The sequence below is a fragment of the Alphaproteobacteria bacterium LSUCC0396 genome (assembly GCA_041228345.1).
Taxonomy (GTDB): domain Bacteria; phylum Pseudomonadota; class Alphaproteobacteria; order Puniceispirillales; family Puniceispirillaceae; genus UBA3439.
This window is the reverse complement of sequence record CP166131.1, coordinates 814,523-837,159: the sequence shown is the minus strand read 5'-3', so window position 1 is coordinate 837,159 and position 22,637 is coordinate 814,523. Positions and strand designations below refer to the sequence as shown.

At 47.9% G+C, this 22,637-nt stretch carries 22 protein-coding genes; 15 read left to right on the top strand and 7 right to left on the bottom strand.

The features are described from left to right. Window positions 1-168 precede the first annotated feature (168 nt). From infC to AB8881_04210, 6 genes are all read left to right on the top strand, one after another. On the top strand, window positions 169-672 hold the full coding sequence (gene infC, locus AB8881_04235; protein ID XDZ64098.1) for a translation initiation factor IF-3: 504 nt from the start codon (window positions 169-171) through the stop codon (window positions 670-672). Window positions 673-930: 258 nt separating this feature from the next. Further along, window positions 931-1,128, top strand: coding sequence for a 50S ribosomal protein L35 (gene rpmI / locus AB8881_04230; GenBank protein ID XDZ64097.1), 198 nt, complete (start codon window positions 931-933; stop codon window positions 1,126-1,128). Window positions 1,129-1,141: 13 nt separating this feature from the next. Then, complete coding sequence (rplT, locus tag AB8881_04225; GenBank protein ID XDZ64096.1) at window positions 1,142-1,495, top strand: 50S ribosomal protein L20; 354 nt, start codon at window positions 1,142-1,144, stop codon at window positions 1,493-1,495. A 165-nt stretch (window positions 1,496-1,660) separates the two neighbouring features. After that, window positions 1,661-2,746: a phenylalanine--tRNA ligase subunit alpha gene (gene pheS, locus AB8881_04220; protein XDZ64095.1), complete on the top strand. Its 1,086-nt coding sequence runs from the start codon at window positions 1,661-1,663 to the stop codon at window positions 2,744-2,746. Next, window positions 2,746-5,151: a phenylalanine--tRNA ligase subunit beta gene (gene pheT / locus AB8881_04215; GenBank protein XDZ64094.1), complete on the top strand. Its 2,406-nt coding sequence runs from the start codon at window positions 2,746-2,748 to the stop codon at window positions 5,149-5,151. Before pheS ends, pheT begins: the two co-directional genes overlap by 1 nt. Before the next feature lie 154 nt (window positions 5,152-5,305). After that, on the top strand, window positions 5,306-6,193 hold the full coding sequence (locus tag AB8881_04210) for an NAD(P)-binding domain-containing protein (GenBank protein XDZ64093.1): 888 nt from the start codon (window positions 5,306-5,308) through the stop codon (window positions 6,191-6,193). Between the two features lie 21 nt (window positions 6,194-6,214). On the opposite strand, the gene AB8881_04205 is transcribed toward AB8881_04210, so the two are convergent. Next, window positions 6,215-7,837, bottom strand: a complete 1,623-nt coding sequence (locus tag AB8881_04205; protein XDZ64092.1) for a GMC family oxidoreductase — start codon at window positions 7,835-7,837, stop codon at window positions 6,215-6,217. Between the two features lie 37 nt (window positions 7,838-7,874). Continuing rightward, on the bottom strand, window positions 7,875-9,488 hold the full coding sequence (locus AB8881_04200) for a flavin-containing monooxygenase (GenBank protein XDZ64091.1): 1,614 nt from the start codon (window positions 9,486-9,488) through the stop codon (window positions 7,875-7,877). A 196-nt stretch (window positions 9,489-9,684) separates the two neighbouring features. Here AB8881_04200 and AB8881_04195 point away from each other — a divergent pair, with 196 nt between their 5' ends. Both AB8881_04195 and AB8881_04190 read left to right on the top strand, forming a co-directional pair. Further along, entirely contained in the window at window positions 9,685-10,461 is a 777-nt protein-coding gene (locus AB8881_04195) for an SDR family NAD(P)-dependent oxidoreductase (GenBank protein XDZ64090.1), read from the top strand. A 79-nt stretch (window positions 10,462-10,540) separates the two neighbouring features. Continuing rightward, on the top strand, window positions 10,541-11,416 hold the full coding sequence (locus AB8881_04190) for an NAD(P)-dependent oxidoreductase (protein ID XDZ64089.1): 876 nt from the start codon (window positions 10,541-10,543) through the stop codon (window positions 11,414-11,416). 30 nt (window positions 11,417-11,446) lie between these two features. Here the strand turns inward: AB8881_04190 and AB8881_04185 are convergent, their stop codons facing one another. After that, entirely contained in the window at window positions 11,447-11,611 is a 165-nt protein-coding gene (locus AB8881_04185) for a hypothetical protein (protein ID XDZ64088.1), read from the bottom strand. 133 nt (window positions 11,612-11,744) lie between these two features. On the opposite strand from AB8881_04185, the gene AB8881_04180 reads away from it, so the two are divergent. From AB8881_04180 to AB8881_04155, 6 genes are all read left to right on the top strand, one after another. Next, window positions 11,745-12,230, top strand: a complete 486-nt coding sequence (locus tag AB8881_04180; GenBank protein ID XDZ64087.1) for a tetratricopeptide repeat protein — start codon at window positions 11,745-11,747, stop codon at window positions 12,228-12,230. A 74-nt stretch (window positions 12,231-12,304) separates the two neighbouring features. Further along, the gene (locus AB8881_04175) at window positions 12,305-13,195 is read left to right on the top strand and encodes a DMT family transporter (protein ID XDZ64086.1); all 891 of its coding nucleotides are present in this window, start codon (window positions 12,305-12,307) and stop codon (window positions 13,193-13,195) included. Between the two features lie 12 nt (window positions 13,196-13,207). Continuing rightward, window positions 13,208-13,954, top strand: coding sequence for a sulfite exporter TauE/SafE family protein (locus AB8881_04170; protein XDZ64085.1), 747 nt, complete (start codon window positions 13,208-13,210; stop codon window positions 13,952-13,954). Window positions 13,955-14,181: 227 nt separating this feature from the next. Continuing rightward, window positions 14,182-15,174 (top strand): TRAP transporter substrate-binding protein, encoded by a 993-nt coding sequence (locus AB8881_04165; protein XDZ64084.1) that lies wholly within the window; start codon window positions 14,182-14,184, stop codon window positions 15,172-15,174. A 50-nt stretch (window positions 15,175-15,224) separates the two neighbouring features. Continuing rightward, window positions 15,225-15,755, top strand: coding sequence for a TRAP transporter small permease (locus AB8881_04160; GenBank protein XDZ64083.1), 531 nt, complete (start codon window positions 15,225-15,227; stop codon window positions 15,753-15,755). Then, window positions 15,748-17,082 carry a TRAP transporter large permease gene (locus tag AB8881_04155; GenBank protein ID XDZ64082.1) on the top strand — a complete coding sequence of 445 codons (1,335 nt, stop codon included), beginning with the start codon at window positions 15,748-15,750 and terminating at the stop codon, window positions 17,080-17,082. The genes AB8881_04160 and AB8881_04155 overlap by 8 nt, the downstream gene beginning before the upstream one ends. A gap of 334 nt (window positions 17,083-17,416) precedes the next feature. Here the strand turns inward: AB8881_04155 and AB8881_04150 are convergent, their stop codons facing one another. Together AB8881_04150 and AB8881_04145 are read right to left on the bottom strand one after the other, a co-directional pair. Further along, on the bottom strand, window positions 17,417-18,079 hold the full coding sequence (locus AB8881_04150) for an RraA family protein (protein ID XDZ64081.1): 663 nt from the start codon (window positions 18,077-18,079) through the stop codon (window positions 17,417-17,419). Window positions 18,080-18,083: 4 nt separating this feature from the next. Beyond that, complete coding sequence (locus AB8881_04145; protein XDZ64508.1) at window positions 18,084-18,458, bottom strand: cupin domain-containing protein; 375 nt, start codon at window positions 18,456-18,458, stop codon at window positions 18,084-18,086. 481 nt (window positions 18,459-18,939) lie between these two features. Between AB8881_04145 and AB8881_04140 the strand changes: the two genes are divergently transcribed. Then, window positions 18,940-19,839 (top strand): zinc ABC transporter substrate-binding protein, encoded by a 900-nt coding sequence (locus AB8881_04140; protein ID XDZ64080.1) that lies wholly within the window; start codon window positions 18,940-18,942, stop codon window positions 19,837-19,839. A 15-nt stretch (window positions 19,840-19,854) separates the two neighbouring features. Here the strand turns inward: AB8881_04140 and AB8881_04135 are convergent, their stop codons facing one another. Continuing rightward, window positions 19,855-21,489 carry a GMC family oxidoreductase gene (locus AB8881_04135; protein XDZ64079.1) on the bottom strand — a complete coding sequence of 545 codons (1,635 nt, stop codon included), beginning with the start codon at window positions 21,487-21,489 and terminating at the stop codon, window positions 19,855-19,857. 12 nt (window positions 21,490-21,501) lie between these two features. Further along, complete coding sequence (locus AB8881_04130; protein ID XDZ64078.1) at window positions 21,502-22,278, bottom strand: sulfite exporter TauE/SafE family protein; 777 nt, start codon at window positions 22,276-22,278, stop codon at window positions 21,502-21,504. Between the last annotated feature and the right edge of the window lie 359 nt (window positions 22,279-22,637).

The window sequence follows — 22,637 nt, the reverse complement described above, 5'->3', positions numbered from 1 at the left end:
ATGATAATTGAATGTTGAGAAAATCGAAAAAACTGGTATCAATCCGCTGTTTTTGGTAATTAAATAACGGTTGCAGGCTTGCCGATGAATGGTTTGCATCAAACTGAGCAATATACACCGCTATAGGAGAGTTAAATAGCACGTCCACATAGTAATACGCCGCCCACTTTGGATGGCCCGCGCGTCAATGGCGCCATTCGTGCACCAAAAGTACGCTGCATTGATCCAGAAGGTAACCAGCTTGGCGTTCTGGATACAACAGAAGCAATTCGTCAAGCCGAAGATTTCGGGCTTGATCTGGTTGAGGTGCAACCGAATGTTGACCCGCCAGTTTGTAAAATACTTGATTACGGTAAATTCAAGTATGAAGCGCAGAAACGCGCCAACGAAGCCCGTAAAAAACAAAAGATCATCGAGGTCAAGGAAATCAAGCTTCGTCCGAATATTGACGAGCATGATTATCAGGTCAAAATGCGCAGCGTGCAGAAATTCCTGAGCGGTGGTGATAAGGTCAAAGTGACCTTGCGTTTTCGCGGCCGGGAAATGGCACACCAAGATCTTGGTGCGGTTGTTCTGACACGAGTTCGCAACGAAACTGACGAATTTGCCAAGGTCGAGGCCATGCCGAAAATGGAAGGTCGCCAGATGATTATGGTTCTGGCACCAAAATAACCGCTTTCGGACTTTGATCGACGATCACGATTTCTGGATCGCATCCGCACGCTAGCATTTCTGCGTCACAAACATTTATCGTTCAGTGGGATCAGGGCTTGATTCCACTGGGCTTTGGCTATATAAACCGGCCATCAAAAGTCTTGCGTCGCGTCCGGGCCTGAAAAAACGGGGCATGCCCGGCCGGCTTATCGCTTTTTCATGCCTATCGATTGATGGGGATGGAACAAGCTTCCTTTTAAGAAGAAAGAGGTCAAAATGCCCAAGATGAAGACCAAAAGCGGTGCGAAAAAACGGTTTCGCCTCACCGCAAATGGCAAGGTTCGCGGCTCAGCTGCCTTCCTCAGCCATAACCTACGTCGCCGTTCCCAGAAAATGAAACGTCAAGCTCGTGGCACCATGATCTTGTGTGATGCCGATGCGCGCATTGTAAAACGTTTCCTTCCATACGCTTAACGGAGGCTGGAACATGGCACGCGTTAAAAGAGGTACCACGACTCACGCCCGGCACGCCAAGGTAATCAAGGCGGCAAAAGGCTATTACGGACGTCGTAAAAACACATTCAGAACCGCGACCCAAGCCGTCGACAAGGCACGTCAATATGCCTATCGCGACCGGCGTGTGCGCAAGCGGGAGTTTCGCGCCTTGTGGATTCAGCGGATTAATGCTGCGGCACGCCTATATGGTGTGACATATTCACAGATGATGGGCGGCCTGATCAAAGCTGGAATCGAGATTGATCGCAAGATGCTTGCCGATCTGGCAGTGAACGAGCCACGCGCATTTGAGGCCCTGGTAGAGCGGTCAAAAGCGGCAAGCTAGGGATCATCCCAAAATCGAGACGACAGACGAGCCGTTGTGTTGACCGGTGCCAGAAAAAATGATTGGTTTTGACCATGATTGATCTGGCGACTGCGATCACAGCGGCTCGTTTTTTTAAAGCTAAATTTCTGTTCAAAACGACATGACGACCAACGGTGACACATAATGCAAAGCCTTGATGCTGTATCCACAGAAATTATCGACGCCATTGGTGCCGCCGACAATCTTGATGCGCTGGAGGCGATCCGCATTGATGCGCTTGGCAAAAAGGGGCGGATTTCAGTGATGATGCGCGACCTTGGCGGCATGGATGCCGAGGCACGCAAACAGGCCGGACAGGCACTGAACAAGGTCAAGGATATGATTGCTGCGGCGATTGACGCCAAGCAGACCACATTGGCCGCGGCCGCATTAAATGCAAGGCTGGCGGCGGAACGGATTGATGTCAGCTTGCCAAGCCGGCCGGAAACCGAGGCCCGCCTTCATCCATTGTCGCGTACAATCGAAGAAGTGATTGCAATCTTTGCCGAGATGGGGTTTCAGGTCGCCGAAGGCCCCGATATCGAGTCCGATTACTATAATTTCACCGCGCTGAATATTCCGCCTGAACATCCCGCCCGTCAGGAGCATGACACATTTTATCTGCCAGCTGATGCCGATGGTAAGCGCAAAGTGCTGCGCACCCACACATCGCCAGTACAAATCCGCACGATGGAGGCGAACGAGCCGCCAATCCGCATCATTGTGCCGGGCCGTACTTACCGGTCTGACCATGACGCAACCCATTCGCCGATGTTTCATCAATGCGAGGGTCTGGTGATCGGCGACGGTATTCATATGGGGCATCTTAAAGGGTGTCTGATTGATTTCTGCCGCGCCTTTTTTGGCGTTGATGATTTGCCGGTAAGATTCCGGCCAAGCTATTTCCCTTTTACCGAACCGTCAGCCGAAGTTGATATTGGCTGTACCCGTGAAAATGGCGCGCTGAAAATCGGTGCGGGTGATGATTGGCTGGAAATTCTGGGGTCTGGCATGGTCAACCCGCGGGTGTTGGCAAATTGTGGTTATGATCCGGAAAAATATCAGGGCTTTGCCTTTGGTATGGGGATCGAGCGTATTGCCATGTTGAAATATGGCATTCCTGATTTGCGCACTTTCTATGACAGCGATTTGCGCTGGATGCGCCATTACGGATTTCTGCCGTTTGATGCGCCGTCTATCCATGCCGGTCTTGCTGGGGGGGCTGTCTAATGAAATTCACCCGTGACTGGCTTTTCTCGCATCTCGAGACAGATCGCCCATTGGCCGAGATTATTGACGTTTTGCCCATGCTTGGGCTGGAAGTTGAATCCCTTGTCGACCGTGCCGAGATATTGTCGCCGTTCGTTATTGCCGAGGTGATTTCGGCAGAACAGCATCCAAATGCAGATAAATTACGGGTTTGCATGGTCAATATTGGTGCGGGTGAGCCCGTGCAAGTTGTCTGCGGCGCGCCAAATGCCCGCGCTGGCATGAAGGGTGTTTTTGCACCAGTTGGGGCGTATGTTCCGGGAATTGATCTGACCCTGAAAACTGGCGAGATTCGCGGTGAGCTGTCGAATGGCATGTTATGTTCTGAACGCGAAATGAAGCTTTCTGACGAGCATGACGGCATTATTGACCTAGCTGCTGATGCACCTGTTGGCATGGCTTTTGCCACCTATGCCGGTCTCGATGATCCGATCATTGAAATCGCGATTACCCCGAACCGCGCTGATTGTCTTGGCGTTCGTGGCGTTGCGCGTGATCTGGCGGCAGCAGGTTATGGCACGCTGAAAGCACTCGACACCAGCCCGCTGGACGGCAGTTTTGATAGCCCGATATCATGGGAACTGAACTTAAAACCGGAGCAGGCGCATCTCTGCCCGCTGGTTTCAGGTCGGGCTTTTACAGGCCTTAAAAATGGTGCCAGCCCCGCATGGATGGCAAACCGGCTAACCGCAATTGGACAGCGCCCGATTAGCGCCCTGGTGGATATCACCAACTATATTATGATTGATCTTGGCCGCCCGTTACACGCCTATGACATCGATAAGATTGATGGTGGTAAGTTGATTATCGGCCCGGCCAAATCTGGCCAAACCATGACGGCCTTGAATGAAAAGACCTATGAGCTTAATGAGGACATGCTCGTCATCGGCGATGCGAACGGGCCGGATGATCTTGCTGGCATCATGGGCGGTGAACGCTCGGGGGTCAGCGATGCCACCGATAAGATGTTTTTAGAGATTGCAATCTTTGATCAGATTGCGGTTGCCACAACCGGTCGCAAGCTGAATATTCATTCCGACGCACGCTTTCGGTTTGAGCGCGGTCTAGATGTAACCTCGCCTGAATGGGCATCAGGTTATGTTGCGCGCATGATTCTCGAGATTTGCGGCGGACAGGCAAGCCATGTCGTGACCGCTGGCGACGGTGCTAAATGGCGGCGTGAGATTTTCCTTGCCGCTGATAAGGTTGAGCGGTTGACCGGTATGCAAGTACCGCCCTCCCGCCAGCAGGCAATTCTGGAAAGCCTTGGCTTTACAGTTCGTGATGATGCCGGTGGATGGCAGGTCAGCCCTCCCGCATGGCGCGGTGATATCGACGGTGCGGCCGATCTGGTCGAAGAGGTGAGCCGTATATTCGGGTTTGATCATTTGCCAATGACGCATCTGCCCCGCGAACATGTGGTCGCACAGCCCGCGGTCAATGCCAAACAGGTGCGCCCGTTACGCTTACGTCGTGCGCTGGCTGAACGCGGCTTGACCGAGGCGGTTACCTTTTCGTTTCTTGCAGAAAAAGAAGCGGTCATTTTTGGCGGTGGTGATGCCAGTCTGAAACTGGTCAACCCGATTAGCGCGGAGTTGTCATTCATGCGACCGTCTGCGCTGCCCAACCTTTTGTCAGCGGCGGCGCGTAATCAGGATCGCGGCGAGGCCGACGTTGCACTGTTTGAAATTGGTCCGGTTTTCCTTGGTGATGAGCCAGATCAGCAGCGCATTGCAGTGGCGGCAATCCGGCATGGGGCGATGGCACCACGTGAATGGCATGGTAGTCGCCGGATGGTTGATTTATTTGATGCTAAAGCAGATGCCGAGGCGGCATTGGCGGTTCTGGGCGTGCGGCGCGGCAGCCTTCAGGTTGAGGCAGGTGGGCCTGATTATTTCCATCCGGGTCGTTCTGGCCGGTTGTTGCAAGGGCGTAACCTGCTTGCACAATTTGGTGAATTGCACCCACAAATTGCCGCACATTTCGGTTTGCGCAGCACACTTGTGGGGTTTGAATTATTCTTGGAAGACGTGCCGGTCGCCAAATCAAGAGGGCCGGCGCGTACCTATCTCAAAATGTCGCCATTCCAGCCGGTCAGTCGGGATTTTGCCTTTATCCTTGCCGAAGATGTGGCCGCAAGCCAGCTGCTTCGCGCGGTGAAATCGGCAGCGGGACCATTGGTAAGTGATGTTCAGCTGTTCGATGTTTATCAGGGAAGGACGATTGCCGAAGGTCATAAATCATTGGCAGTTACAATCACATTGACGCCGCAAAAGGCGACTTTGAGTGAGGCTGAAATCGACGCGATCAGTGATGCTGTGATTGCCGCTGCCAGCAAAAACTGCGGTGCTGTGATTCGTGGATAATTTGGCGTTGTGCTGAAGAGGACAGTCTTTTGTTTTGTCGGGTTCCTCAAAAAAAATCTGGTCTAGGCTAACAGTGAGTGTCGCATTATTGCGTAATATTCTTAGAAGTATCACTATTAGATTTTCTATATAGTCGCTTGGAAAGGGCGCGCATATGGCAAAAATTGGATTTGTAGGCCTAGGGCAGATGGGTAGCGCAATGTGCCCTCATCTTATAAAAAATGGTCACCACGTTACGGTCTATGACGTTTCGCAAGAAGCTGTAGCTGCCCTTGAAAAGCAAGGCGCAAAAGGTGCGAAGTCACCAAAAGAAGCCGCACAAGGCTGCGAGGCGATTTTTGCCATTTTGCCGATTGGATCAATAGTAGAAAAGGTTGTTTTCGGTCCAGATGGAATTGCGGATGGAATGTCTGGTAATGCAATATTTGTTGATATGAGCACGATACTGCCAGACGAAACTCGTCAGATTGGCAAACGCCTTGTCGATCGGGGGTTTTCTATGGTTGATGCTCCTGTAGGCAGAACATCGGCGCATGCAATCAATGGGAAGTCAACTTTCATGGTTGGAGGCAAAAAACAAGATATTGATCGTGTGGTGCCATTCCTGGAATGCATGGGAGAGGCTATAACATACTGTGGTGAACTAGGTTCAGGTTCTGTCGTAAAGTTAGTTAACAACTATATTTCAGCCGTATCTAACCTTGTTACGGCAGAAGGGTTAGCACTAGGCCTTAAGTCGGGTGTTAGTCAAGACGTAATGGTGGAAGTGATCTCTAAGACTCCGGCAGGGCTTGGGCACATCACCACGGCTTGGCCAGAGAAAGCCTTATGCGACAATCCCTTGCCAGCTTTTATGTTGGATCTGGCGCGTAAGGACATTGGTCTAGCCCTAACGGCTGGAGCATCCTCCAAAGTACCGTTATCCACAGGTTCTGTTGCCCGTGAGGTATACAATATTGCAAGTGCAGCGGGACGTGGGGAGGAGGATTGGACAACAGGAATATACAGAACTTTAAAAAACCTCTCAAAAATATCGGAATAGTTTTTTTTGATTAAAAGACTATCAATTGCTCCCAAGAACCATGTCTGCCCCCTTTTCAGCAATCATCATTACCGCTGCGTTTAGGTTTGCCGATACCATAGTTGGCATTATAGATGCGTCAATTACCCGAATATTTTCAATGCCATGAACCTTTAGGTCTGCATCCACAACGGCAGTTTTGTCATTTCTGGTACCCATACGGCAGGTTCCCATCAAATGGTATATTGATTGACCGATTTCACGCGCTGAATTCAACAATTCCTCATCATTTTGGCAGGCAACACCTGGAAAAGTCTCTTCTACAATAAAAGGTCTCAAGGCATCAGTTTGAGCGAGCTTACGACATATTTTGATTGCCGCCAAAATTACGTTTTGGTCAGTTTCGGCGGCCAGGTAATTTGGCTGAATTTCTGGGTGCTCAAATGGGTTTGAGCTTTTTGCCTTGATATATCCGTGACTCTCGGGACGGTGTTGCCAGGTCGCCATGGTAAATCCGGCCTGTTTCTCCAACGTAGACTGCATGCCACGTTGGTGCGTTCCCGGGGTAAAGTTGATCTGGATATCAGGGGAGCTCAGACTCTCATTTGACTTAAGGAAACAAAAAACGGCTGTTGGGCCAAGGTTTAATATCGACTTTTTACCAAAACAGTATTTTGCAATCTCAGCAATCAATGGCAGTCCATGCGCGCGATTGTTGATTGTGTTAACTCCGCGAACCCGGTACGTCAACCGGGTCGCGTAATGGTCCTGAAAATTGGTTCCCACAGCTGGCAGGTCATGACGTACCTCGCAGCCAATCTCTTTTAAATGATCCGCGTCGCCAATTCCTGATAGCTGTAAAAGGTGCGGAGAATTAATAGCGCCGGCACATAAAATCAGTTCTCGGCCTGCATCAATTTGCCGCTCTATTTCTTGATTTTTAACGAGTTTGAATGTGACGCCAGTTGCGCGCTTTCCTTGTAAAAGAATGCGGGTAACGTGGGCGTTTGTAACCACTCGCAAATTAGGACGTCTTTTAGCTGGGTTTAAAAAAGCTCGGGCAGCACTCATGCGAAACCGCCCACGTACGGTACGTTGAAGATATGAAATCCCCTCTTGTGTCGCACCGTTGTAATCTGCATTCCTTGAAATGCCTAGACTCTCTGCTCCTTTGATATAGGCCTCACAGAGAGGGTCTCGCCAATCGAGATCACTGATGGTCATTTCACCATCGGTGCCGCGATAGGACTGATCATCCTGGGACTGATAACTCTCAAATTTTCGGAAATAAGGCAAAATATCGTCATAGGACCAACCTGTATTGCCTTTTTGTGCCCAGACATCAAAGTCCATTTTCTGGCCTCTGTTGAACCCCATTCCATTAATTGAGCTTGATCCACCAAGCACTTTACCTCGGGGAGCTGGTATGGTGCGGCCATTGGTGCCCGCACTTGGTTCGCTCGAATACATCCAGTTGAATTTTGGGTTAACTAAAGTTTTGACAAAACCAGCTGGTATATGAAGCATAGGGTGCCAGTCTTTTGGGCCTGCTTCAATAACGCAGACACTATACTTACCGCATGCGCTGAGGCGGTTTGCTAGAATGCACCCTGCCGAGCCTGCGCCTATTATTATGTAGTCAAAAATTTCAACGTTTTCAGTCATAACTCACCACTCCGTTTTCTGACCGGCTTGGGTAAATTTACTCAGTGATTAGAAAGCCTTGGTATCCGCTTGCCGCGATGGAATCACAGTGGTTCCGATAATGATTTAATCCAAAAACGTATGGCATAAAGACCCGTGGTTTTCCGGGAACGTTTGCCCCAAGGTACCAGGAATGATTAGCTTTCGGTAAAAGCGTTTTGTTGGCTACATCGGTAACATGTTCGGTCCATTCGTTGGCAGCTGCCTCGCTGGCTTCAACCTTGGAGTAACCTCTCTGAACCATGTGGCATAGCAAATCTGTAATCCAATCGACATGCTGTTCAATTGCGCGTGGCATGTTTGTTAATACTGATGGGCTGCCAGGCCCAGTTATGGTGAACATGTTTGGGAATTTTGGGACAGCTAGACCTAGATATGTTTGTGGGCCAGTAAGCCACGCTTCCTCTAGTTTTAGGCCGTCCCTCCCTTTAAGGTTCATTTTTTGCAGTGCTCCGGTCATCGCGTCAAAGCCTGTCGCAAAGACTATCATATCCGCTTCTATTTTTGTGTCATCGGTAAATATTATTCCTGCAGAGGAGCATGAAGCTATAGGGTTTTGCCTGACGTCAATAAGATGCACATGTTCAAGGTTGTATGTCTCAAAATAATTAGTATCGATTGGTGGCCGCTTGGTACCAAACGGGTGATCTTTCGGTAATAATTTTTTCGCTGTTTCGACATTGCGGACGGTACTCATGATTTTCTGCCTGATAAATTCAGACATTATGTTGTTTGACTCTTCATCTAGGAGTACATCGTCAAAACTTTCACGAAAACTGAGCCCACCATGTTCCCATGCAGATTCCATAATCCTGTAGCGTTCCTCTGGTGAGGTTTTCCGGACCTGACGATCCGGTGCTATCCATGGGTGTCCATGGCGTGACTTAAGCATTTTTGATCTCCAAGAATCAATGTCTTCGATGAATGCCGAATGGAAATCTTTGGATAGCGGCCTATTACGCGCGGGTACGCTATAATTAGGCGTTCTCTGAAGCACGTAAAGTTTTTTCGCATACTTCGCAATTTCAGGAATTGCCTGAATTCCGGTTGAGCCTGTACCAATAACGACGATTGTCTTTTTTTCAAAATCAACTGTGTCATGGGGCCATTGACCAGTGTGATAAATTTCACCTTTAAAATCAGAAAGGCCATCAATATCTGGCATATTTGCTGAAGAAAGACACCCAACGGCAGTAATTAAAAAACGCGCTATGAAAGTCTGACCAGTTTGTGTTTTTACGTGCCAAAGTTGTGAATTAGCGTCCCACTCGGCTTTTATCACACGCTCATTAAAACGAATGTCTTTTTTGAGGTCCAGTTTTTGGGCGCAAAAATTTAGGTAGCGCAAGATTTCTGCTTGTCCAGGATACCGTTCAGACCATGACCATTCTTCAAGCAAATGCTTGTCAAAATAGTAGCAGTAAGTATGACTTTCAGAGTCACAACGCGCACCGGGGTAGCGGTTCCAATACCAGGTGCCCCCTACATCACCTCCAGCCTCAAGAACCTTAACTTTATGATTTAGTTTTTCACGCAAGCAATACAGCTGATATAGGCCTGAAAACCCTGCACCAACAACGATAGCGTCAAGGGTGTGATTGTCATGTTTCATTGTACCAACTTTCAAGAAATTATTTTTTTCAATTCAACTAGAAATTGTACTCAGTGCGATTAGCTGTACTACGGTTGTATGCAAAGTTACCAACTCATGCGAATTGTTCAAATATGAAAAATTTGCAGTTGTAGGTCCGTGATGGTGTAATCGTTTCTCCTTGCGATAAAAATTCTTTGAAAAGGATTGTGGTTTGATGATTAGACTTCAACAAAAATCGATCGTAGTTACAGGTGGTGCCAGCGGTATTGGAGCCGCTATTTGCACTGCTGCGCATAAAGAAGGGGCTACGGTTGGTATCATTGATATTAATGGTGATGCGGCGCAAGAGTTATGCACAGCGCTTGGCCGTCGCGCTCACTTTGCGGTTGGTGATGTTGAGTCTGAAGGATCAATAGATGCTGCGCTGGAGAAGCTCTCTACAAGCATGCCTGCCTTTAACGGTTGTGTGACCTCCGCGGGCATAATGCCAACCCGAGAACCAATAGAAGAAATGCCACTAGAAAATTTTAAAAGAGTGCTTGAAAATCATATCAACGGCACATTCGTTACTTGCAAATTAGTTGGCAGGCGAATGCTAGCCACAGGTGGAGGTTCTATAGTTACAATGTCATCAGTGTTGGCCTTGAGACCTGGGCCTGTACTAGGATATGGCGCTGGTAAAGCAGCAATAAAGAATCTTACCCAGGCCATGGCTGTTCAATGGAGCAAAAAAAATATCCGTGTCAACACAATCTGTCCGGGTTGGGTTGACACCCCATTTATCAGAAAACAGGAAGCAGCGGGACGGGATTTATCACCAATTCTCAACATGACGCCGCTGGGCAGAATGGCCTTGCCGTCAGAGATTGCCAATATTGCTTTGTTTTTGTTATCTGATTTATCGAGCGCCATGACAGGTTCTGTCACTGTTGCTGATTGTGGCATAACACTTGCCGGCGGATATCTTCCATATGGAGAGTTACCTAAGTAGACAATATGTATCTGTATTGATCAAACTTTCTTTTAATCAAATTCTTATGTGAGTGTAGCTTTAGGAAGTGTTGGGAACTGTGGAACAAAAAATCCTTTTTATTGGGCTCGGAATTATGGGAGCTCCAATGGCAAAAAACATTATTCGAGAGGGCTTTGACGTTGCTGTGTGCGACATTCAGCAGAATGTTGTCGACGGATTTAAGGGCGTCGCCTTGGCCGGATCGACTAATCCCTGTGAGGCGGCTGATCAACGTAATGTAATTATGATGATACTGCCAAACAGTGATGTTGTTGATGCAGTGTTGTTTGATAAGGGTGGCGTTTTGGAAACCTGTGCACCAAACAGCCTTATTGTGGATATGTCGACAGGCTCATACCCACAATTGATGGAAACAGCAAAGCGTGTTGCCAACCGGGGTCACAGATTTGTTGATGCACCTGTTGGCCGGACACCTCGGGAGGCAATCACCGGCAACCTTCTCGTGATGGCGGGTGGAGAGGCAGATGACGTTGCAGCGCTTGATGGTGTTTTCAACGCCGTTGGCGATACAATTCTTCATGTTGGTCCAGTAGGTTGCGGCTTGAAAGCAAAACTTGTCAATAATTACATGGCTATGGTCAATAACGCATTGACTGGAGAAACGCTTTCTCTAGCAAAGGCTGCGGGACTTGATGTAAGGGCTATGGCAAAATTGATGAGTTCAACGGCGGCTGGGCTTGGTCAACTCAATACAAATTATCCTAAAAAAGTTCTTGCAGGCGACCTGACGCCAGACTTTCCGATTTTTATGGCGGTTAAGGATTTGAATATGGCAATAGAGCTTGCAGAAATTGCAAACCACAAAGTTCAATTTGGAAGAGTGGCTCGAGAAGAGTTCATCAGTGCAGAAAAAGCTGGGATGGGGACCCTTGATCAAACAGCTATTCTTGAATATTTCATGGGCTCCCAGTGACTGCGCATTAAAAGCTAATCAATCAACATGTCAACGGCCAATCAACTGCTCAAATGCAAACAACAGGCAGAACAAAGCTGCAAGGGCAAGAAAGGTTCCGTAAATTGTATCTTTTACGGATTTGGGTGCAGTGATTTTCTGGATGGCTGACAAGAATAGTTCTTCAATCACTTTTGCTGATCGATAAATGATCATTGACGCGCCTCACATGATTGATGTTTAACTTTTAAAAAGTCGCTCATAGCCTACATGTTTTAAGATCATATGGCTAAAATTTAATGTTTGCCAATTTGATTTGCCCAAAAGCTCATATTTAGGAGAGAAAAATTTGCAGTGGCTAAAGATAATATTGATCGCCATGGTTGCGTTTTATATGTCCTCAGCCGTTGCAGATGATTTAAATTCTGGCTTTGTAAAACTCTCAGAGGGCAAACCAGATGAGGCAGTCAAACTATGGGTACCATTGGCAGAATCTGGTGACAAAGTTGCACAGGCAAGTCTTGGTTTGCTCTACCAGACTGGCCAGGGGGTGGCCCAAGACCAACTGCGAGCTGTTGAGCTTTTTAGGCAATCGGCGAAGCAGGGTTATCCGTTTGCTTTTACGGCTCTTGCAAACAGCTACCACGAAGGAATGGGTGTCGAAAAAAGTCTAAGAAAGGCGCTGTATTGGTTCTTGTTATCAGCTGAATTTGACCCCAACGCTGCGTTTATGGTTCAGGCAATTGCTGCAGAATTGCCAGCGCGAACTTTTGATGAAATTGTCGCGCAGGCGACTGCATGTCAAGCCAGCCAGTACTCTGAATGCCGTTTTTAAGCCGCTTTGTCTGTTAAGTCAAAATTTAGCTTTTACCCGGTTCTCCCAAAACTTGCAGGCCTTTGGACTTATCGATGGTGACTTTTCTTTCTTCAGTTGTAAAACGGCACTCAGCAATTAAAATGATGATTGCATCAGCAACCATTGTGAGCACTGCTGGCCTTATTTTTCGCAGCTTAGACAATATTGATCCGTTTGGAGTTGTTTTTTTTCGAGGGCTCGCACTTTCATTTGTGATGTTAGTCGTCTTGACTGCTCTTTACAGGCAGCGGGTTTTTTCGGCAATCTGGAGCATTGGAAGGCAAGGTATACTTGGCGCCCTGTTTTTTACTGGAGCTCAGACCTTTTATGTTTTTGCTTTCTCAAACACTACAGTTGCCAATACAACATTTACCATTGCCCTCGCGCCCTTTATTACGGCCCTAATTGCATTTTTTGTGATAGGGGAGCGCATTGACAGAGCCACCCAGCTCGCGATGGCCACTGCGAGCATTGGTATCTTCTCTATTATAGCTAATGACGTTACTTCAGAGGGATTGGTGGGCGTAGTCTTTGCTTTGATGACAGCCTTTTGTTTTTCCTGCTTTGCTGTCACCCTTCGGCGAAATAGGCATGTAGAAATGTTGCCAGTGCTATTACTTACTGGGCTCTTTAGCATGGTCGTTGGATTGATCTTTAGTCAGTGGAGCGCTGTACCAGAAATACGCGACATAGCATTATGTTTTATTTGGGGCGGCGTCTTGCAAGGTTGTGGGCAAACCCTTCTAGTGCTGTCTACAAAAGTTTTAAAGGCTGCTGAAATCCCTCTTATTATGCTTCTTGAATTTGCGCTTGGACCAATATGGGTTTGGATCTTCTTTGATGAGTTCGCAAGTCACGGTACCCTTTTTGGCGGGGGGCTAATCTTTTTATCTGTATTTGGCTTGGCGATGTATGAAATTTGTAAACAGCGAACTAAGGGTTGATAAATTAGAAAAATGGATTTTCTTGGGCTTGGTTATGAAAATTTATTAATTTGTCTGCTTAGCATAGTGGCTGGGGGGTTCATGCGGGGCTTTCTCGGTTTCGGCGCAGCACTTGTAATTGTGCCAACGCTTAGTTTCACACTCCCGCCAGTTGTTGCTGTTGCTATACTCGTTATAATTGAGATTCCAACGATACTTTACCTCGTGCCAACTAGTATTCGTGATTCGAATTTAAAGACTGTTATGCCGATGTTAATCGGTATTATTGTTGCCGTGCCCTTAGGTACCGCTGTTTTAGTTGAGGTCAATCCCGCTAAAATGAAACTGGTCATTTCTTTTACTCTACTAATGACCGTGGCTCTTCTCGCTTCGGGCTGGCGTATAAAGGGTGTTGTCGGCAAGTCTGTTATGTCAGGTTCAGGGTTGGTAGGCGGATTTATACAAGGCGCTGCTGGAATGGGCGGGCCTCCCCTAGTGACAGCGTTAATGTCATTACCGGATAATGCAAGCACTACCCGCGGCAATATTGTCATTGCACTCAGTTCAATGTCATTGATTAACTTTGCTGCTTTACTTGTTTACGGTCAGTTCAGCAATGACGTTTTAACGTTTGGCATCATCAGTGCCCCCATATATGTGTTGTCAAATTATTTGGGCGCACAGTTTTTTCGTCAGCAGGGCAACGAACATTTTCGCCGTGCGGCACTCATTGCGCTTGCGTTGATTGCCATTGTAACAATTTACACAAACTTATCATAGAAGCTCAGGCATTCAGGGTTCAATCTGGTCCAGCGGCGTTAACACCAAATTCTTTTGGCGATAAAATTTAATTATTTTTGAGACTAAAGAACATTCTTTTTCATACACCGGCAGATAAGTGATCAATTAACTTGCAAAACCATTAAAATTTTGGAACGTTTTTTTAATCAAAGTTAATTGCCTAGTGAAGTTATAGGCTTGTTGGATTTGATTTTAGGGAGGAAGAAATGAAAATTTTAAAGCCAGTTCTTGGCTCAATGTTTGCGGCTCTGCTGCTAGTAGCAGGACCTGCAAACGCAAAAAAAGTAACGATGAACATTGGTTACTCGGTTAACGAAGGCCACCCATATGGCACTTTCATGCATTTGTTTGCTGAGCGCTTCGAGACACTTTCAGGCGGCACGGTACGTGTGAAGGTGCACTGCTGCCATAAAATGGGTAGTGAGCAGGAGCAATTTAAGAAACTTCAGCTTGGCACTCTTGATGGGACAATGATTGCGCAGAACAACGCCGGACCATTTTACCCAAAAATTGATTTGTTGGTGCTGCCCTATATGATCCAAAACTATGATCATGCTGTGAAGATTGCAGATGGTCCGGTTGGTCAAGACATTTGGGGTGGAATGCCAAAAGAAGTTGGTGTTCACCTTGTCACGATCCCACTGTTCTCATTCCGTCACATCTACAACACTAAGATGCCTATCAACAATCTAGCTGACTTTGCAAAAATGAAGTATCGGGTGCCAAAAAACACTGTGATGGTTGATACATATAAGGCGTTTGGATCAGACCCTGTGCCAATTGCTTGGTCAGAGGCGCTGACCGCTACGCAGACTGGAACTGTTGATGGCGGTGACTTGCCTTTGGACGTTCAGTACTCACAGAAGTTCCACGACATTGCAAAGCATGTAGCGATGACTGGACATTTTGTCCTGGCTCCGCCATTTTTTGTTAGTGACTCGTTTATGAAAAAGCTTGACGACAGTCAAATGGAAGCTATGCAAATGGCGGCGAAGATTGCCACTGCTGCATCACGGTTCCACACTAACTACGGTATGTCTATCGTGCAAAAAAAGATGGAAGCGACCGGTGTGACGTTTACTCAGCCAGATATCGGCCCTTGGGTTGAAAAGGCAAAGGCTGTGCACACTGCTTTCGCCAAGGAGCGCGGTCCCGAGTATGCCGCAATCATGGATAAGATCTATGCAGCGGCAAAGTAAATAAGTAACTTACAAGCTGGCTCCCAAACCTGGGGGCCAGCTTTTACATTTTGACAAGTGAGATTGCTAAAATGTGGAAATTTTTAGAAAAACATTTTGAAGAAATTTTAGCTGGTATTCTTGTGATGTTCATGGCTTCGATGGTGTTTTTCCAGGTCGTCATGCGCTACTTGTTTAATATGCCGACCTCTTGGTCCGACGAATTGGCAATTTATGCAATGTTGTGGTCAGTTTATATCTCAGTCGCATGGGCAGTTCGAGAGCGCGCGCACATTCGTGTGATGAATTTTGTACAATTGTTGCCATCAAAAATGGCCCTTGGGATGACAATTTTTAGTGATCTTATATGGTTTCTTTTTGGAATTTTTCTCACCTATCAGAGCATTTTGTTGGACCTGTCTTTCTGGAAAGACGAATACCGTTCACCAGCGTTAGATATTGATCAAAAATGGCCATACATGTGCCTTATCCTTGGCTTTGGTCTGATGACTTTGAGGTTGGCGCAGGTTTATTATCGCTGGATAAAATATGGCGAGCCAATCCTAGAGCCCCGTGACGATGAGGATTTACCTCATGCTTGACCTTTTGATGGACTTTATTTTTGACCTGTCAGAAGGCCAGCAGGCTTTGATCATGTTTGGCTCAATGATCTTAATGATTGTTCTCGCAGTTCCAATTCCAATAGCTGTCGCTATAGGTACAGCGATTGGTTATTTTATGATGGACCTGAATTTGGTTCAAGTTGTGCTGTCCATGTATACTGGCGTGGAGCCATTCCCGCTGGTAACAGTTCCATTATTTGTTTTCGCGGGCTCCTTAATGGAGCAGGGAGGTATGGCACGCCGTATTGTGAATATGGCGCAATCAATGATCGGCAATTATACGGGAAGTTTGGGTCTAGTGGCAGTTCTGGGCTGTGCTTTTTTTGCAGCCTTGTCTGGGTCTGGCCCAGCGACTACCGCTGCTATCGGCGCTGTTATGATACCATCAATGATTAAGCAGCGTTGGGATCCTGCGATGGGCGGTGCAATTGCTGCAGCTGGCGGTGCGCTTGGGAGTCTCATTCCGCCAAGTAACCTAATGATTATTTATGGTATTGTTGCCGAACAATCCATTCCGCGTTTATTTCTCGCTGGCTTCATACCTGGTTTCTTTGCAACTGCTCTGTTGATGTTAACGGTCTATATAATCGCCAAACGGCGAAATTATGTTGGTGATGGTTCAATTTTCTCTTGGGCAGAGGTTGGGAGGACAATGGCTGATGGGAAATGGGCCATACTTGCTCCATTCATAATTCTCGGGGGTATCTACAGTGGGGCTTTTACCCCCACAGAAGCCGCGTCTGTAGCTGTTTTTTATGCATTACTGATTGGTGGTGTTGTTTACAGAGAGCTAACAGTTAAAAAAATACTGGTCTGCCTAAAAGTGACCGCAATGATTTCAGGTGCAGTTTTGATTATTGTAGGTCCAGCCAAAGCTTTTGGGGAGTTGATGAGCCTTTTGTCTGTTCCGGACATGATTGGAGAAGCTTTAAGTGGCGTGACGGAAAACCCATTCTTGCTGCTGATGATTATCTCAGTAATCTTGATAATTACTGGCATGTTCCTTGAGTCAATTGCTCAGATTATTCTTCTTACGCCTTTGCTGCTGCCTATCGTGGTGGCGCTCGGTATTGATCCTATAGTATTTGGCATTGTGATGGTAATTTCCTGTGAGGTGGGCTTTTTGACGCCGCCTGTTGGCGCAAACCTTTTCGTTGCTGCGCGAATAACAAACCTTGGAATTGACAAGATTTCGGTTGCGGTTCTCCCGTTTCTTCTGGCTTATATTGGTGTGCTTGTGCTTGTTGCGCTCTTCCCAGATGTCGTCACTTGGTTGCCGAATTTGGTCTATGGTAAGTTCGGCTAGGGTCAGTGTCTGGTGAATGTTTTAAAGTTTAGCGGAGAGCTGAGCTTTTCATGCAGTTTTGTATAACAACTGTGCGAAGTTGGTTTTTGTTTCGTCCCTGCCTTTCAAATAGGTTCTGGTGCTCTCCCTAACGTAAGTTTGGCTCCAGAGATTAACATGAAATAATGTAAGCCCGTCTTTCAAGCATTGACGTTAGGTTCATTAAATTGAAAAGTCAGGTGTCTTATTGTGATTCACATGAGGCTATGGAAATTATATATCCCAAAATATGTTTAAGTCTGCAAAATTAGCGTGTAATAAGATGTGCTCACCTATCTTATTGCGCAAAGTTGAACTAAGATATTATTTCCAATTCTGGTGATGGAAATAATCCGCTTACATCGGCTCCTGACGCTAACTTTTCCAATATATCAGCCTCATATGCCATACGCGCAAGTGACGCCTCAAGTATGGTATCGGCGCGGTTTAGTGGCACAACAGTAACGCCATCGTCATCACCGAGAATTATATCACCTGGCATGACAACAACTCCACCACAGCTGATGCGATCATCAATTGAGCCGCCCCAGCCTTTGTGCGGTCCTGCAGGCGATAAAGCACTCAAAAAAACTGGCAACCCCATAGCTCGCATTTCAGCTGCATCTCTCGCCGCGCCATCAAGCACAACTCCGTTTATGCCGCGCAACTTCGCGCGTGTGTTCAAAATTCCGCCCCAGACCGCGCGATCGCTATAGTTTGCTGCGTCAATCACCAGAACCTCCTTTGGGTTCAAGCGGCCAATCACCTCATGAAGGGCGGCATTATCGCCTGCAAGAACGCTGACTGTTCGTGCCTGTCCAACGATTGTCATTCCGGTTGATAGCGGCGAGATGCGACCCGCCATGACATTCTGACGGTTCATCACATCACCGGCAATTGCTGGAGGTATGCTGGCCCATTGTATCAGTTTCTCGGCAGATAGCGGGGCGAAGTCATTTTTAAAAATTTGAACTGACATTTATTTACTCCGTTGCAAAACCACTTCCGGGGCGGGTATATTCTGGGCGTGGTGGGCTAAAGACATCGAGGATGACAGCACCGTCAGGCCCGCCAATAATGCCATGTTCAACGCCGCACGGGCTGCACCAGAAATCACCCTTTTGAACGGGAATTTCTTCACCGGCTTGAATGCGGATCGCGCTGCCTTCCAGCATCACCCCCCATTGTTCCTGCGGGTGACCATGGATTGCGCCAACAGCATTTGGCGCAATGCGGACCACTGATAACATCGCGTGATCACCGGGGAAAATACGGGTCGTAAGCCCCTCGCCAAGGGTGCGAGCAATCCCTTGATCCATGGCATCAATATTGAAAAAATTAGTATCTTTCTGGCTCATCATAACCTCTAAAAAAACGGTGGAATTGTCTCTTGATAACGGAGTACATCATGATGTGAACAGCGTCACCTGGCGACCGCCAACTGAGTGATAGGTTTAGTTTGACGCCGCTGGAATGATGAAATCAAGCAGAAAACACCAAAACCACCGGTGCCGCACGATTCACCCCAGATTATATGCGGCGGTTTTCACTCACTTTGTGATTCGATCAGCTCGGCGCGAATGACCCGGCAGCTGCATAGATGCTGGTATCATTAAAAGTCGGTTGAGTTTTCTGGTTTGTTATAGTATAACATTACATTATGAACTTTCGACGCGTGGTCGACTGCGCTGACTATCGACTAAGCCCAACCGCAAGCTAGCTTGCAGCATTATGGATTAGGGAAAGACAATGATGGTACGAGGATCGATAAATCATCTGATCAGTTTCTTTAGGTTCTGTGGGCTGGGCTTGCTCCTAATTGGGGTACATTCTACTGCAATGGCATCGCAGAGACCATTATCTGTGGTTGCTTCAATAAAACCAATTTACTCATTGGTTGCGGCGGTGATGGGTGATATTGGTACGCCGGAATTGCTGCTTAAGGCGCCGTCATCGGCGCATCATTTTACCTTAAAACCTTCACAGGCCCGCATTTTACAGGCGGCGGATATCGTCTTCTGGGTTGGCCCGACGATGGAACAGCCACTAACAAAAGCACTGGCGACGCTTGCGCCACACGCCCAAACGACACCGCTGATCAATGCCACTGGTCTGATGTTGCTTGAATTTAACAACGATGCGCCCGCACATCAAAAGCCTGGCCTTGAACAGCGTGACGATCACGATAGGCACGAAAAACATGGTGATCACGACGGCCATATGATTAATCCGCATATCTGGCTTGATCCGCAAAATGCTCAGGTAATGCTTCGGGAGATCTCATCGCGGCTTGGCAAGGCCGATCCAGAAAATGCCAAGATCTATGCGGCGAATGCTGATCAGATGTCGGTGCGTCTTGCAGGTTTGCAGGCCGATATTGCAAGGCAGCTGGCACCATATTCCGCCGCCAGATTTCTGGTGCTGCACGATGCACATAGTTATTTTGAGCGTCGGTTCGGTTTGCGCAATCATGGGGCAATTACAAGCGAGCCTGACGTCATGCCAACGGCATCGCGGATAAAGGCGCTACGTTCCGAACTCAGCACACATCAGATTGATTGTATTTTCGCTGAACCGTTGTTGGGACAGAAAGCCTTAGACCTGATCGCCGAGGGCAGCAAGGTTCGCATTGGGAGGTTAGATCCGGTGGCCAGTAATCTGCCTGCTGGCGTCGAGCTTTACCCCGATCTTTTGCAAAGCTATGCCACAGCGATGCAAGCCTGCTTCAGCGGCAATTAGGATTAACCGCCCGGTCTAGTGCTGATCAGCAATAATCATATCAGCCGCTTTTTCGGCAATCATGATCGTCGGTGCATTAGTGTTGCCGGACACCAATGTTGGCATGATGGACGCGTCAACTACGCGCAGCCCCTCAAGGCCGTAAACCCGAAGCCGCGCATCAACAACATCACCCGATTTTGCATCAGGCCCCATACGGCAGGTTGAAACCGGATGATAAAGGGTCACGCCGGTTTCACGCGCATAAGCCAGCAGCGCATCATCGGTATCAAGCTCTTTGCCCGGACGCATTTCTGATTCAACCAGCGGTGCCATATGCTCACTTTGCATGATTGATCGGGCGATTTTCATGCCGGCAACATGCACCCGGCAATCTTCATCAGTGCTTAGGTAACATTGCCGGATTTCGGGCGCTGCCATAGGATCGGATGATTTGATATGAACCGAGCCACGGCTTTCTGGCCGAAGCTGGCAAGGGCCAAAGGTCATGCCGGGGAATTTATCAAAGACGCGTTTTGCCGGGTTAGCAAAGCTGGCATGAGCAATGTGATATTGAATGTCGGGACCGGCAAGACCGTCACGCGATCTAACAAACCCACTAAGGACCCCGGCCGGCAGGCTGAGCAGGCCGCGACGGGTCAGGCCATAGCGGATAATCTCGGCAGCAAGCCCAAGCCCGTGCGCGCGGTTGTTAAGCGAAATATTCCGCCGCAACCGCCATGATAAACGCGAGATATAATGATCGGCTAGATGACTGCCAACACCGGATAATTCATGGCAAACACTGATGCCGTGACGGTTGATATGATCGGGCGCGCCGATGCCTGACAATTCGAGAATTTGCGGCGATTGAATTGCACCGGCCGACAGGATAACTTCGCGCCCCGCCTTTAGATGATGCGCCTTGCCCCGGCGGATATAATGAACCCCATCGGCGCGCTTTCCGCTTAGGCTGATCGAGGTGACATGCGCATGGGTGATAACACGAAGGTTAGGCCGGCTTCGCGCAGGTTGTAGGTAGGCTTTTTTGGCCGAAAACCGCAGCCCGTTTTTCTGCGTTACCTGATAATAGCCAAACCCGTCCTGACTGGCGCCATTATAGTCCTTGTTGCGCGGATAGCCCAGCTTCTCCGCGGCATCAATCAGCATATCAAGGGCTTCATAGCGCGTGCGTACCGGCGCCACATTCAACGGCCCGTCAATGCCATGGATCTCGCTGTCAAAATCATCATCACCATTTGCCAATGCTTCACAATGCTCGGCCTTACGGAAATACGGCAGCACATCATTATATGACCAGCCACGATTGCCGCGTTGGGCCCAGCCATCATAATCAGCTGACTGGCCGCGAACATATAGCATTGCATTAATCGCAGATGATCCGCCAAGCACTTTACCTCGCGGAATGGCGATCCGGCGGTTTCCGCTGCTGTCTTCGGGCTCGGTCTCAAACATCCAGTTCATTGCCGGATTAACCATCGTCTTGATATAGCCTGCCGGAATATGAATTAGCGGGTTGCGGTCTTCGCCACCGGCCTCAAGAAGCACCACATGACAAGCCGGATCTTCACTTAAACGGGCGGCCATCACGCAGCCAGCAGATCCGCCCCCAATGACAATATAGTCAGGTTGATTGTGATCATATGCCATTACCGCTGCTCCTTAAACAATACTGCACAGACCCCGTATCATAAGCGTGAAACCACCGCAAGCCAGAGCAAAATGGACAAAATGACGAAAGGTTTCTTCAGTGATGTGCTGTCGTGTTAAGTGCCCCGCTTGTTGTCCAACGATGGCTGGAATAATCATGGTAGCTGATAAAAACAAGCTATCACCAACAGGAAAGCCAGCATTAGAAATACCCAGCCACAAAGCGGTATAGCCCATCGATAGAAACACGCCAAGTAACATCGCAAAGTCGTTTTTATCAATACGCATCATCATAAATAACTGAACGCTCGGAAAAGAATACATGCTGGTAAAACTGCCTAGAACGCCGGATGTAATACCTGCTGGAACAATGAGTCGTTTGAGGCTTTTGGCTTTGATCCGTCGTTGGCGAAGTTGGGGCAATGGAAAGCTGGACAAGGTAGCGTGAAGCACAATAAGTGATCCAATCAAGATGCCGAGCAAACGACTATCAACCGTTACCATAATTGGCGCCCCAACTAGCATTATTAGTGTAGCGACGCCGACAAGTGGCCAAAATTGTCTCAAAATACGCCAATGCGATCGGTTCAGCCAGATTTGTTGGATGTTGGCCACGATTATCGGCAAAGCAAGAATAGCAACAGTTTCGGGAAGCGAGAGTGCAAATAGCATAATGGGTGTAGCAATCAGCGGCAGGCCAAATCCCAACGCGCCCTTTACAAAACAGCCAAGAAGAACTGCCGTTATCACGATTATAAAATCGGCTGAAATTTGAGCTTCAATAATCATCTTGTTATATCCTGATATAAACAACGGCTGAGATTGTGTTCAGCTTGAAAACATGATGCTGTGTTAGTTTTACCTCACAATTTACATTAATCATCTATGTGGACGAAGCCGCTAATTTTATTTCAAGAGTAATATGATGACACAGTTTATGGGTAGTCTAGGGTGAAAGGGATTGTCGGTTTAAAAAAATAAGCCTAACGTCGGCAGGCCCCAAAGGGTGGTTTGCGGCGTATGAGGCCGAACGACTTTTGGAGTTAGCGGGGGCTCCTATGAGCAGATTTATTAGGCAAGTGTTGGTTGATTCAAAGCCAGTAGCCCTTCGGCTCTACCCATGTTTAGAAACCGTCATGCCTGGACCA